At 34.8% G+C, this 13,063-nt stretch carries 18 protein-coding genes; 8 read left to right on the forward strand and 10 right to left on the reverse strand.

Going from position 1 to position 13,063, the window contains the following annotated elements:
* On the forward strand, positions 1-251 hold a 251-nt coding region (locus L950_RS01105), incomplete at its 5' end, for an aminoglycoside 6-adenylyltransferase (RefSeq protein WP_031289213.1).
* A gap of 123 nt (positions 252-374) precedes the next feature.
* Here the strand turns inward: L950_RS01105 and L950_RS31480 are convergent.
* Both L950_RS31480 and L950_RS31485 read right to left on the reverse strand, forming a co-directional pair.
* Positions 375-833 carry a pirin family protein gene (locus L950_RS31480; RefSeq protein WP_021191474.1) on the reverse strand — a complete coding sequence of 153 codons (459 nt, stop codon included), beginning with the start codon at positions 831-833 and terminating at the stop codon, positions 375-377.
* Positions 830-1,234, reverse strand: coding sequence for a pirin family protein (locus tag L950_RS31485; protein WP_231576754.1), 405 nt, complete (start codon positions 1,232-1,234; stop codon positions 830-832). The genes L950_RS31480 and L950_RS31485 overlap by 4 nt, the downstream gene beginning before the upstream one ends.
* 207 nt (positions 1,235-1,441) lie before the next feature.
* On the opposite strand from L950_RS31485, the gene L950_RS01115 reads away from it, so the two are divergent.
* Positions 1,442-1,999: a metallophosphoesterase family protein gene (locus L950_RS01115; RefSeq protein ID WP_231576755.1), complete on the forward strand. Its 558-nt coding sequence runs from the start codon at positions 1,442-1,444 to the stop codon at positions 1,997-1,999.
* 14 nt (positions 2,000-2,013) lie between these two features.
* Positions 2,014-2,169 carry a hypothetical protein gene (locus L950_RS31490; RefSeq protein ID WP_021191475.1) on the forward strand — a complete coding sequence of 52 codons (156 nt, stop codon included), beginning with the start codon at positions 2,014-2,016 and terminating at the stop codon, positions 2,167-2,169.
* 53 nt (positions 2,170-2,222) lie between these two features.
* Here the strand turns inward: L950_RS31490 and L950_RS34805 are convergent, their stop codons facing one another.
* The 6 genes from L950_RS34805 to L950_RS01145 all read right to left on the reverse strand — a co-directional run bounded on the left by L950_RS34805 (position 2,223) and on the right by L950_RS01145 (position 6,285).
* Positions 2,223-2,429: a peptidylprolyl isomerase gene (locus L950_RS34805; protein ID WP_021191476.1), complete on the reverse strand. Its 207-nt coding sequence runs from the start codon at positions 2,427-2,429 to the stop codon at positions 2,223-2,225.
* A 26-nt stretch (positions 2,430-2,455) separates the two neighbouring features.
* On the reverse strand, positions 2,456-2,860 hold the full coding sequence (locus L950_RS34810; RefSeq protein ID WP_021191477.1) for a peptidylprolyl isomerase: 405 nt from the start codon (positions 2,858-2,860) through the stop codon (positions 2,456-2,458).
* 493 nt (positions 2,861-3,353) lie between these two features.
* Entirely contained in the window at positions 3,354-3,719 is a 366-nt protein-coding gene (gene folB / locus L950_RS01130) for a dihydroneopterin aldolase (protein WP_021191479.1), read from the reverse strand.
* A gap of 233 nt (positions 3,720-3,952) precedes the next feature.
* Positions 3,953-4,387, reverse strand: coding sequence for an FKBP-type peptidyl-prolyl cis-trans isomerase (locus L950_RS01135; RefSeq protein ID WP_021191480.1), 435 nt, complete (start codon positions 4,385-4,387; stop codon positions 3,953-3,955).
* Positions 4,388-4,488: 101 nt separating this feature from the next.
* Entirely contained in the window at positions 4,489-5,424 is a 936-nt protein-coding gene (locus L950_RS01140; protein ID WP_021191481.1) for a hypothetical protein, read from the reverse strand.
* Positions 5,425-5,520: 96 nt separating this feature from the next.
* Positions 5,521-6,285 (reverse strand): DUF3050 domain-containing protein, encoded by a 765-nt coding sequence (locus tag L950_RS01145; protein WP_021191482.1) that lies wholly within the window; start codon positions 6,283-6,285, stop codon positions 5,521-5,523.
* A gap of 439 nt (positions 6,286-6,724) precedes the next feature.
* Between L950_RS01145 and ppk2 the strand changes: the two genes are divergently transcribed.
* Positions 6,725-7,534, forward strand: coding sequence for a polyphosphate kinase 2 (ppk2, locus tag L950_RS01150; protein ID WP_021191483.1), 810 nt, complete (start codon positions 6,725-6,727; stop codon positions 7,532-7,534).
* A 23-nt stretch (positions 7,535-7,557) separates the two neighbouring features.
* Here the strand turns inward: ppk2 and L950_RS01155 are convergent, their stop codons facing one another.
* Together L950_RS01155 and L950_RS01160 are read right to left on the reverse strand one after the other, a co-directional pair.
* A complete protein-coding gene (locus tag L950_RS01155) occupies positions 7,558-8,238 on the reverse strand; it encodes an outer membrane beta-barrel protein (RefSeq protein ID WP_031289216.1) in 681 nt (226 codons plus the stop codon).
* A 65-nt stretch (positions 8,239-8,303) separates the two neighbouring features.
* On the reverse strand, positions 8,304-8,915 hold the full coding sequence (locus L950_RS01160) for a WbqC family protein (protein WP_021191485.1): 612 nt from the start codon (positions 8,913-8,915) through the stop codon (positions 8,304-8,306).
* Positions 8,916-9,006: 91 nt separating this feature from the next.
* Here L950_RS01160 and L950_RS01165 point away from each other — a divergent pair, with 91 nt between their 5' ends.
* The 4 genes from L950_RS01165 (at position 9,007) to ligA (ending at position 13,052) form a co-directional block, all read left to right on the forward strand.
* Positions 9,007-9,873: a lysophospholipid acyltransferase family protein gene (locus tag L950_RS01165; protein WP_021191486.1), complete on the forward strand. Its 867-nt coding sequence runs from the start codon at positions 9,007-9,009 to the stop codon at positions 9,871-9,873.
* On the forward strand, positions 9,870-10,541 hold the full coding sequence (locus L950_RS36150) for a glycosyltransferase family 2 protein (protein ID WP_316930492.1): 672 nt from the start codon (positions 9,870-9,872) through the stop codon (positions 10,539-10,541). The genes L950_RS01165 and L950_RS36150 overlap by 4 nt, the downstream gene beginning before the upstream one ends.
* The gene (locus L950_RS36155; protein WP_316930493.1) at positions 10,493-10,921 is read left to right on the forward strand and encodes a hypothetical protein; all 429 of its coding nucleotides are present in this window, start codon (positions 10,493-10,495) and stop codon (positions 10,919-10,921) included. The genes L950_RS36150 and L950_RS36155 overlap by 49 nt, the downstream gene beginning before the upstream one ends.
* Before the next feature lie 97 nt (positions 10,922-11,018).
* Positions 11,019-13,052 (forward strand): NAD-dependent DNA ligase LigA, encoded by a 2,034-nt coding sequence (gene ligA, locus L950_RS01175; RefSeq protein ID WP_031289217.1) that lies wholly within the window; start codon positions 11,019-11,021, stop codon positions 13,050-13,052.
* Positions 13,053-13,063 lie beyond the last annotated feature (11 nt).

The following is a 13,063-nucleotide window of genomic DNA, read 5'->3' on the forward strand; positions in this document are numbered from 1 at the left end:
AAAAATTTCAGGTTGCATTTGGTAAATCGGGAAGATTTGCAGAAAAACACCTTGATCCGAAATTGTACCAAAGCATATTGCAAACATATGCGGATACGTCTATTGATAATAATTGGCTAGCACTAGTAAAGATGATGACTCTTTTTAAAGATCTGCAAAAAGACCTAGCACTACATTTTGAATATAGAATCAATGTAGATGAAGCTAATAACAGTTACAACTACATTTTGAAGATAAGAAATTCGCAATAGTACCTTTTAGAAAATAATCGCACTATGCCATTTTAAAGAATAGGGTCATTAACTTTGTAACAAAAGCCCCAAAAGTATTTAACTTCTGGAGCTCTCTTTATATTGATGTAAGTCTCTTTTATCTTAATCAGCCAGATATCCGAACTTACCTGTTTGAAAATCTTCAAATGCCTGATTGATTTCTGCTCTAGTATTCATTACGAATGGTCCGTGACTTACAATAGGCTCTAAAATAGGCTCACCGCTCATAATCAATACTACCGCATGATCTAACGCCTGAACATTAAATTCCTCTCCTTCATTGCCAAACAGAACAAAATGGTCTGTAGGAGCATGATCTTTACCATTTATTAGCACATTTCCTTCAATGACAATCATGGCAGTATTATAATGTGCCGGAAAAGAAAAGGATGCTTTTCCTCCAGCTTCCAATTTTGCATTCATAACATGCATGGGTGTAAAAGTTGACGCAGGCCCTTTATTTCCCTGATACTCTCCTGCAATCACTTCAATCTCTCCTTGATCAAGTTTCACTTTAGTTTGCTCGTTATTTGCAATAGCTTGATATTTTGGTGTACTCATCTTATCTTTTGCAGGTAAATTGACCACAACTGTACCATCTGAAAGTCTCCTCCGGTTTTACTCCATTCTGTTTCATGAAATTCCTTATGCAATATACCAGATGCAGCAGTCATCCATTGAACATCACCTTCTTTAATAACTCCGCCGCCACCAGAACTATCTCCGTGCTCTACACGACCTTTATAGGCAATGGTTACGGTTTCAAATCCACGATGTGGATGTACTCCCACTCCTTTTGGAATTTCACTTGGTGGAAAATGGTAAGTTGAGTTATAATCCAGCATAATAAATGGACTCATCCTACTAGCGGAAGCAATACTTGGTATTAAATTATGTACTCGAAATCCATCTCCAACAAAGTGAGCTGCTTGCGGTTTTGCAATAATTTCTACATTTTTCATATTCTTTTCCTTTTGTATACCACAAAGTTAGCGGAAGAAAGCCTCAAATTAATTGATGTAGGATAAGAAAAATCTAGCTTAATTTTGTACACTTTATATTGATTTTAATTGGATGACATTAAAGACCAAGTTAAAAACACTATTAAAACGGTAAAAAACACCATACACAACCCTGACAATAATCTAATTTTGTTTTAAAATTAGATCATGATTCAGATTGCCATTTTTAGTGATATACACGGAAACCTTCCTGCACTGAATGCAGTACTAGCAGATATTCAATCAAAAAACATTTATTATAAATATTGCTTAGGTGATCTTGTGGACTTTGCTCCCTGGGGTAATGAAGTGATTGAACTGATCAAAAATGAAAAAATCCCCTGCTTAATGGGGAATCACGATGAACGTATAGCATTCGATCTACCCATCGTCCCATTAGAAAAACATGATGCTGAAGAAACTGCGAACCGTATAGTTGCCATTAAACACAGTCAGGAAACTATCACACAAGAAAATAAATTATTCTTGGGGCAGCTTCCTTACTTAATGCAGTTGGACTTTAAGGTGAAACATAAGCACTGGAAAGTTCAATTGATTCATGGAAGTCTAGAAAGCAATGAAGCATATCTTTATGCATCAGAACCCAACAGTACTTTTGAAGATATCTTCTTTAAAACACAAGCTGACATAGTCGTTATGGGTCATACGCATCTCCCTTTCATCAAGGATATAGGCAAAAATGGGCAATCAACACAGGTTCCGTAGGAAGATCAAAAAAGATGTGCAAAGATGCAACTTACCTTTTAGTCGAACTTCATGAAGACCGAATACATGTCGAAATCATACAGGTTCCATTTGATATTATTGCGGTGGCTCATGAAATAAAAGCTAGTGATATACCTGATTTTTATGCGGACTTTCTACTCTCTGAATAAACAGCCGTTAAACAAGAAAAGATGTATCTCTCTTTTCTTCAACATTTAATAGTTTAATTCTTAATCTCTGACAACTCAAAATGAACGGGCTGTACTGGGTAATCCTGACTGTCTGTTTTTACTTTACTGATCTTTAGAATGACATCCAGTCCTTCATATATTTCTCCAAAGACGGTAAAATCATGATCTAAACGGGGCTGTCCTCCAATTTTTAAATATGTTGCTCTTTGCTCAGGAGTATATTTTATTTTTTTCTTCACTTCCAGATCATCAAGCTCTTTTGCTATTATTTTTTTCCTACGACAAAATAGATCTGATTAAGGAAAGAGACCTTCTCCGCATTTCCATCCCTTCCTGCCCCCAATGCTCCAACTTTATGAAATGCTCTTGGATCAAACTCAGCCGCTAGACGAGGTTTTTCTCTGGCCGGATCCGCAGATTCACGCTTCTCAATATCAATATCATGCTCTCCCCCCTGCACTACAAAATCTGAAATAATACGATTGAATAAAGCGTCTTTGTACACCTGAGTCTTGATTGCATTTAAAATTAAATCCCGATGAGCTGGTGTATAGTCATATAAGACAACTTTAATATTGCCATACGCTGTCTTAAAGAGCAACTGGTGCGTCTGACTTTTGACAACCGTTGCAAAAAATAAACATAAAAGAGAAAGGATGATATTTTTCATATGCTAAAATTTAAATGAAGGTAATTCATTTTTTAATAAATAGTAAAGCAGAAGTTATAATTGTTCAAAAAAACATGAATAGGTATGATAATTTGAACCTCCCCCCCTATCCTTTCAAGGCAGGAAAATTAACTGGTCTTTCTATTTTCGAACGAATACATCACTAGTCTATTCCAGCTACAACTTTTCTCAGATAAACGATGATCAATAAAAGAGTTGGAGATTTTTTATAACAAATAGAAAAGGTTTTAAAAATTTATTTTATTATAAGGAAGAATTTGGTCATTGCTGTATACATAAAATTTGAAGCAAAGCAAAGGGAGACAATTGGATCCGTCTTAAAAATTTCAGAAAAAAGACAAAGCCTCGGTGACTTTGTCTTAGATATGATAATAATGATAATCTTGATTGTTTATTTAATGGTATACAAATTAGTTTATATACCGATGAAAAGAGAGCTCAAACTATCAATTTTTATCAATCTTGCTTACTACTAAATGCAAGAGTATTGAACAGCAACTTTAGAATGCGCAGCATCTCCACCAAAGGGAGGATTCATTTTTTTTATAGAAACATCTATTGTTTTTGCAAATGAAAAATGATCATGTATAGCCTTTAGTATTTCATGAGCAGCAGATTCTAATAACTTCCTTTTGGGTTTCATGACCCGATGGATGATCTGATACAAAATCTCATAATTCACGGTCTTATCTAAATTCTCGTGGTCATCAATACCTGCATCAAACTTTACGGAAACGTTTACCAGAAATTCATTACCTAATAGTTGCTCTTCTACATAAAATCCAATCGGAGCAAATACGCGAACATCTTCCAAAAAAACGGTTTGTACTATCTTCATCCTACAAACCTATATTTTTATTCTGAATAAAACAGAATATGAGTTCAATTTCCTGTCACATAGAAAGTCCAATTATGCAGACTATCATCCAAGAGGGTATACATATTTTAGAATGGCGAATTTCTAAAACTCATATCCACTCACAAACGTCCCCCTTGTAAACTTACATTTCTTAACAAACCTGAATGCGCGATGACATATGAGAGTTTATTCTCTTATTGAGACAGAAAAATTTAATGAACAGACACAACCTCTACTTCAAAAATTAGTGTAGCATTTCCGCTAATTTCTTTCGAAACACTTAATTCTCCATATCCGAGCGAAGATGGTATATACAAACGCCATTTACTGCCTTCTTTCATGAGCTGCAGTGCTTCTGTCCATCCAGCTATCACTTCATTCACTGGAAAAGATACAGGTTTCTTCTTCTTGGCGGTTGAGTCAAAAACAGTTCCATTGATAAGGCGTCCTTCATAAAAACATTTTACACTATCGGTTAGTTTAGGACTCTTACCATTGCCCTCTTCTATTACCTCATACTGCAAACCAGAAGGCAGGCTGACCACAGTATCACGCAATGCATTTTCTTTAAGAAATGCTTCACCTTCTACCAAATTTTTTTTTGCCTCTAAGCGTAACTTTTTTAAATATCCTGTCGCGTTAGCCATATTTTTTTTTCAAACATAGATAATTTTGTTTTATCTATAATAATAACTGCATCTCATGCGAAACAAAATTATTGATTTCCCCTCTGTTGTAAGGAATTATTTTACTTAGGAAAGATATCAATCTCTACCTCATCATTCAATTTCCAGTCGAAAACAACTGAAATAGGCCAATGGTCGGACAAAGGTTCGCCATACTGATCGAAAAACTTTTCTTTCTCTACTTCATAAACTTTTGGAATTAACGTCAGCTTATCATTACTTCTGAACATGACTTTATCGATCGATTCTGATTCATTATTAATATCCATAATATCAACACATAAAAACAAGGGGTCAATAATTGGAATCACGTGATCACGTTGCAAGGTGATCCAGCAATCTTCCAGCTTTGTCTTATCCATAAACTCCACCAAGTTGTCTTCAGAGAATGAGAAGTGAGAATTAAAATCACCGGCAACTATGATTGCCTTTCCTACCGAAAACTTATTGATGTAAGTAGCCAACTGCAGATAATTAGCCCGTCTAGCCTTTGCTGCACGCGGATGATCCTGAGAGTTAGCATGAATATTATAAAAATCAACCTCAACACCTAAGCCTAAATGCACAGTACAATGACTAAAGCCTTTTGGTGTTAAACGATCTGATCCCGTCCTATTCTGCCATTCAATTCGCTTAAAATTGGTTATCGGATATCGGGACAAACTATCCAGGCCATCCCCAAAAATAGCTAAACCCATACTGATGGTACGGTAAGGGTGAGAATTACCACCTTGGTATAAGTAGGTATTGTAATTAAAATCTTCTTGAATATGCACAATGTCAAAGTCATTACATAGCATACCTATAGTCGCGATACTAGTAGATCGATTTGTTTTGGCTGCAGAAATAACTTGGGGTAAACCTGCAATATTATAAGTTATAATAGAAAAATTGCCCGATCTATCATCGGACAATTCATATTCTTGTTCATGTATAAAAACACGGACTTTCCTTCGTATCAAAGATTTCCATAACTCATGTAGATATTGAAAAAACATATATGCTTACAACTAGTCTATTTTCAATGACAAATATAGAATGCCCATATTAAATTACAATAACCCTACGATTAAACTTCATTAAATCATTTTTGTTTACAGCATCTGGTCAATAGCATCCCATAATTTAATCCGCTTTTGTAGAGCAATTTTTGAAACCTGTTCCACTTGCTTCCACTTTACAGGATCAGCCTCACAAAGCTCCATAATCATCTTCATTGCCAGGGGACCATGTTCATCTGCATCTAATTCAATATGTCTTTCAAAATAATAAAGCAGCTTTTCCAAATTTGAATTTGGAAAATTTAGCTGGATCTCTTTTAAAATAGAAGAAAACATATCCGGTATCAAATCTTCTCTTCCGAAAGTAAACGCAGCTGCGATTTCATGAGCTGTTCCATTTACAATAACATCAAAAGTAAATATTAAAAATTCTTTTATGTTCGGGTGCAAAGTACTTTCGGCAATAACTTTTAAAATATCACCACCTTCATAAACATCTTTTAGAAAATTATTAACTTCACTACTGTCCCCCCTCAGTGTATCTAAAGCATCCAGATACATTTCAAAATGGCTCAATCTACGACCATCTATATATTCATCAGATTCCTCGGCAACAACAATTTCATTAATTAAATATCTGGTATTCGGAAATTTTGAAGGATACCATGGCGTTGTTGTACAGGTTAATTTCTGCTGTAATGCTTTCAATAACGACATAAAATCCCACACAGCATATATATGCCCTTGCATAAACACTTGAAGATCTTCAATAGTTTTTATTTTATAATAAAGTGGGTGTGCAAGTAATTGATTTCGCTCGGTAGCAATGAAGGCATTAACATTATTGATGTATTCCATATCTTATGATTTGAAAGCAAAAATAGGTTCTCAAAATGAAAACTCTTCTGTTTTAAAAAAAATTGACGTCTTATTTACATATGATCACCTATGCTTGTTTAGGTCCGGCTAAAAAAATAGAAAAGCTTGAAGTGGGGAACCTCAAGCTTATCGTTAGCCATATATTAACCTATTTTATGAAAAGTATTTGTAATTAAAACGACCGACTTATTAAATTATTGTGCTTCGTTTTATTTTTTTTATAATTATTATCAAAATTAATATTTGTTAATAACTGCTGTCCTCCCTAAATATACCATTATTAGAGTTGATGTATATATAACGATAGCATGGATGTTTTTATTATCTCTCAAAAAAATAATGCAAATTCCAGTGAATATTAAACTTCTAAGGTATATTTATTGTTGTACAAGAGTAATTCAATTAAAACACAATCGATATGGCAGATTTCAATTTAGAAGACTTTGTAAATATTTTAAACAATAAGGAGGTTTTTCAGTACTTGATTGATAAGAAAGTAATCAAGGAAAAAAAGTTTTTAGAGACATATGAATACGAGAAGGAATTACATGAGCTGCAAATTGAGCTAACGGCGATTCAAAATAAAGTCATATCAGACAATAAACGTGTTTTGGTTATTTTTGAAGGTAGAGATGCTGCTGGTAAAGGTGGTGCTATAGAAAGATTGGTAGAATATTTAAATCCTAAAAAATTAAGGGTAGTCAGCCTCCCTAAACCAACTGCAGAAGAATCAACTCAATGGTATTTTCAACGCTATTTCAAACAGCTGCCCAATGCAGGGGAAATTGTGTTCTTTGACAGAAGCTGGTATAACCGGGCTGTTGTTGAACCAGTTTTTGGTTTCTGTACTCCAGAACAACACACGCTATTTTTAAAACAAGTTAATGAAGTAGAAGAACTTTTAATACAGGATGGAGTTATCATCATTAAATTCTTTTTAAGTATATCTAAAGAAGAGCAGGCGAAGCGACTGGAAGAAAGGAGTACAGACGTTTTAAAACAATGGAAAATTGGTCCTCTTGACCAACAGGCGCAAGAAAAATGGAGTGATTATACCAGTTATATCAAGACATTATTTAAAACTACCGGCACCAAATTATCACCGTGGATAGAAATTGAAACGGATAACAAGAAAAAAGCCCGTCTTGAAGCGTTCAAAATCATCATTAATCAGATTGCAAATCAAAAGAGAGAAAAAACAGAAGATTTTGTTAAAATCCATAATTAAATTCGAAATCGGAAAAGAGTGCGTTATTTCGTCTCTTTTCCGCTAATTGAACCTTCTACTCCTATTACTTTAATTACTTTATCACCCAGTCTTGTTATATCCGACTTAAGCCCAACCATAACAGTCATAATATTGATTGGAGTGTCCTGTATTTTATTAAATGAATGTAAATAACCGATTTCCAAACCCAGGAAAAAACCATTAAATCGATAATCAGCACCAACCCCGAGTTTGCCTGAAAAAGAGAATTTTTTCTGATTTTCAATTTTAGCGATACTGTTGACAGCATCGACCTTCACTCTTGGTTCTGTCAAGAATCCAACACCAGGACCTGCATAAGCATAGGCATTTAATTTCTTTAGCTGTTTACGAATCCCCCCAGCTAGGGAGAACATGTAAAAATTAGCATTAGCATCCTCTATCTTATAAGGATACTGATTGTCCTGAATCTTTTGCTTGTAATCAAACGATAATGTATATAAAGCTGGATATAGATAATACTTTGGATTTTTCAATGAAATATCCAAACCTAAACTTCCTGAAAACTTTGGAGACAGAACATCTTTTGTCTTACCTAACGGAAAGCCCATTCCTGTTCCACCAAAATAATACACTTTGCGGTAATGAAGTGTATCTACACCCGACTGGGCAAAAACAGAGCAACACAAGAACAAACAAAATACAGTTGTTAAAATACTCTTCATAAAAAACGAATCTATTATTGTATTACAATAATAGACTCTAAAAGTTTTATATATGATCAATTATATTAAAAATAATTTTTTGACTGTGGTCCCTGACTAAACAATAAATCCACAATGCTCAAATCTGAATAAAATCCATTTTTCTCCTCAAACACTTGGTAATAAGGTTTCGGGTTTAATAAGAGACTTTCTTTCTTGGGATGGATACGGTCTCTAAAATCCAGCGCATCGGGAACCGACCTAAAATATTCATCTGTAAAAGACAATTCACGCTTTAATTTTAATGATTTTAACAAGAGCTCAAGCTGCGCAATATTGAAGTCAAATAGAAAATCAAACTTCTTATTGTAAAACTGAGCGAAATCATCCTCATAATATTCAAAATAAGCAGAATTGCGATATGCGGCTTGAAGACTCAACCAATGTAATCGTTGCCAGTCAAACTCATAGGAAATGCGCTTTTCCGACATCGGTGAACGTTCCTTTTTACTATGCTGTATGGGTACAATCAATTCCTGTATACCATTTGCAGTTGCAATACGTGTTCTAGAACGATAAGTTTGCTTTTGGAAATTATCATACTTCTCAATCAATACAGGTAACGCATTTTGTTGGATACAATGAAAATAAGAAACCGGAGGTAAGTAGCAAGTCGTTAATAATAAATGAGTTGACATAAAAAATCGTTGTATTTTACTTTATCTACTGCAAAAATAACTTAAATTAGGGATATTTGCAGGTAAGATTTACAATAGTTATCACGTTTACATGAAACAAAAAGCATTAGCAGCACTTCTATACCTTTTCGCTTTGATGCCATTTTGGTTCATTTATATGATATCCGATGTGTTATACTATATATTCTATTATATCATAAGATATCGCAAAAATGTCGTATTCGATAACCTTAGAAATTCTTTTCCTGAAAAAAGTGACGAAGAGATCATTAAAATAGCGAAGAAATTTTATCGTTTTTTCCCTGATATGATTTTAGAATGTTTAAAGTTCAAAAACATCAGTCTTGCCGAGGTAAAAAAAAGAATCACACTAGTTGATGAAGATGAATTAACCAGGCACCTGAACCAAAATAGAACAGTTATTGCCGTCACCGCACATTATGCCAATTGGGAATATGGCATCCATCGTCTGGGAGCAATTACTGAAGCTCCTACCCTCATTGTATACAAGCCTCTTAATAATAAAACCATAGATAATGTTTACAATCAGGTTCGTTCTCGATTCGGTGCAATTATGGTTCCTATGAAACAGATCGTGCGACATCTGGCCAAATTAAGAGGAAAACCAAGTGTCAGCGTTTTTGTAGCAGATCAAGCTCCACTATATTCTGATGCTGACTATTTTTTGCAGTTCCTAAATCAAGAAACGCTTGTTTATACCGGTGTTGAACGAATTTCTAAAATGACAAATGGTCCTGTTGTTTTTTGCCACATCGGAAGAAAAGAAAAAAGAGGATATTATTTTTGTAAATTTACAACATTAATTGAAGATCCATCTTCTTACACCGACAAGGAAATCACCCATATCCATAATGCTTTTACGGAAAAAATAATCCGTGAAGAGCCACAATATTGGCTTTGGACACACAGAAGATGGAAAAGAAAACGTAGAAAATGAAAAATTATCCTAAAGTAGCAGTTGTTATTTTAAATTGGAACGGGAGATTTTTCTTAGAAAAATTTTTACCTTCTGTATACAACAGCAGTTACCCTAATATAGAATTTGTAATTGGAGACAATGCTTCTACAGATGACTCTTTATCATTTGTACGTGCTTCATATCCTAAAATTACCATCTTAGAGAACACCGAAAACTACGGTTTTGCGGGTGGTTATAATCATATCCTTTCGCGTGTGGAAGCAGACTATTTTGTATTGCTTAATTCTGATGTCGAGGTTACACCAAATTGGATAGAACCTGTCATCGAAATGCTCGAAAGGGATACACATCTTGTTGCTGCACAACCGAAGATACTTGCTTTCCATAATAAAGCAAAATTTGAACATGCCGGCGCCGCAGGTGGATACCTCGATCGGTATGGTTTCCCATTCTGCTGTGGACGTATTATGGACAAGGTAGAATATGATCTTGGCCAATATGATGATGAAAGAGAAATATTTTGGGCTTCAGGAGCCTCACTATTTATCAAAAGCTGGGCTTGGAAAGAAGCGGAAGGATTAGATGAAGATTTTTTCGCCCATATGGAAGAAATAGATCTTTGCTGGCGCTTAAAAAAATGGGATATCGTATCGGTTATTGCCCCGACTCTACTGTTTATCATGTAGGAGGCGGAACATTAAATGCCAGTAACCCACAAAAGACTTATTTAAACTTTAGGAACAATTTGTTTATGTTGCAAAAAAATCTTCCTATAGGGCAGTTATTTACAGTTATATTTATTCGTTTCTGGTTTGATTTTGCAGCCTTATTGAAATTTATCCTTGATCGCAAGTTTAAAGATGCTTGGGCTGTTAGCAGAGCACATCAGGCTTTCTTCCTGCATATTTTCAAAAACGCTAAAAAGAGAAAAAACCATATACCAACAGAAAATAAGACTGGACAATATAAGAAATCAATAATTACTGATTTCTACCTAGATAAGAAGCAAAAGTTTTCTGATCTGGATCAAGAGAACTTTTTTAAACGTTTTACTAAGAAGATGTAAAAACGCATAAAAATGCAGCTCTCATTAATAGCTGCATTTTTCATTAATTTATGTTTACAAATTGATCAAACGTACTTTTTATTTGTAAATTCGCAACATGTCATCCATGGATATTGAACAAAAAATAACTTCACTAACGCAAGAGCTAAACCATTATAATTATCAATATTATGTGTTGGCTCAAAGCCTTATTTCAGATTATGATTTTGATCTGAAAATGAAAGAATTGGAAGCCTTAGAAGCACAATACCCTGAATTCGCAGATCCCAACTCGCCTACACAACGTGTTGGTGGTGATGTAACGACAAAATTTGAGACCGTTAGACATCGCTGGCCAATGTTATCATTAGGTAATACTTATAATCAAGACGATCTTCGTGATTTTGATCAACGGGTACGTAAAATAATCGGCGATAACTTTGAATACATCTGTGAATTAAAATTTGATGGTCTGTCCATCAGCCTTACTTACCAGAATGGTAAACTGGTAAAAGCGGTCACGCGCGGAGATGGAACACAGGGCGATGTGGTGACCAATAATATCAAAACAATAAGAAGCATCCCTATTCATCTAAAAAAGGGAAATTATCCTGAAGAATTTGAAATAAGAGGTGAAATCTTTATGCATAAAAATGCTTTTTTACGCCTGAATTCTGAAAGAGAAGAGAATGAAGAACAAACTTATGCTAACCCACGTAATTTTGCCGCAGGAACGATCAAATTGCAGGACTCGGCTGAAGTAGCCAAAAGACCATTAGATTGTTTCTTGTACTTTTTATACTGTGAAAACAGAAACAAATTATTCCATAATCATTGGGAAAGTCTAGAAGCTGTCAAAGAATGGGGATTTCACGTTTGTGAACACACTCAAAAATGCCAGACGCTAGATGATGTTTTCTCCTTCATCGATTACTGGGATGATAAAAGACATGACCTGAGTTATGAAATCGACGGTATTGTCATTAAAGTAAATGATTATGGCGCACAAGAGGAACTGGGATTTACAGCAAAGAATCCACGTTGGGCTATTTCTTATAAATTCAAGGCTGAACGTGTTGAAACCCAACTCGAATCCATCAGTTACCAAGTCGGACGTACTGGAGCAGTTACTCCTGTTGCCAATTTAAAACCTGTTAGTTTAGCAGGCACAACTGTAAAACGAGCTTCTTTACACAATGCGAATGAAATAGCAAGACTTGATCTTCATAAGGGAGATACTGTTTTCGTAGAAAAAGGTGGTGAAATCATTCCGAAAATACTTGCAGTTAATGTAGATAAAAGATTGTCATCTGCCAAACCTTATGCATATCCGACACATTGCCCTGAATGCAATACCGAACTGATTCGTCAGGAAGGCGAAGCCGTTCATTATTGTCCAAATGAAGATGGATGCCCGCCTCAGATTATAGGAAAAATGCAACACTTCATTGGCCGTAAAATGATGGATATAGAAGGATTAGGCGATGAAACTATAGAAACTTTCTATAGGAAAGGGATTCTTAAGAATGTTGTTGATATCTATGGATTAAAAGATCATCAGGACCAATTACAGCAATTGGAGCGTTTTGGACAAAAATCTATCGACAATATGTTGAAGGGAATTGAAAAGTCCAAAGAAAAGCCATTCGAAAAATTACTCTTTGCATTAGGGATTCGACATGTTGGCGAAACAATTGCTAAAAAACTAGCACAACATTTCAAAACAATCGATGCGATTAAGGCTGCTTCTGTTGAAGAAATAGCTACTGTGCAAGATATCGGAATCCGTATTGCGGAAAGTATACATGAATACTTACATGTACCGGCCCACGAAGAGTTAATAGCAAAACTAAAATCTTACGGTTTACAGTTTGAAATTGAAGAGAAAGAAGTAATTTTGGACAGTAATGCATTAACTGGCCAAACATTTCTGATATCGGGTGTATTTACAAATCATTCGAGAGAGGAATTAACTGCACTTATTGAAAGTAATGGGGGTAAAATGGTTTCCAGTATTTCAGCAAAATTAAGCTACCTGGTAGCGGGAGATAAAATGGGGCCTTCAAAATTAGCAAAAGCAGAAAAACTAAACATCAAGATGATCACTGAAGATGAATTATTAGCTTTGATCGCAGATACAACAAGTATATAAATTAAATATTA

This window comes from Sphingobacterium sp. IITKGP-BTPF85, assembly GCF_001006065.1.
Taxonomy (GTDB): domain Bacteria; phylum Bacteroidota; class Bacteroidia; order Sphingobacteriales; family Sphingobacteriaceae; genus Sphingobacterium; species Sphingobacterium anhuiense.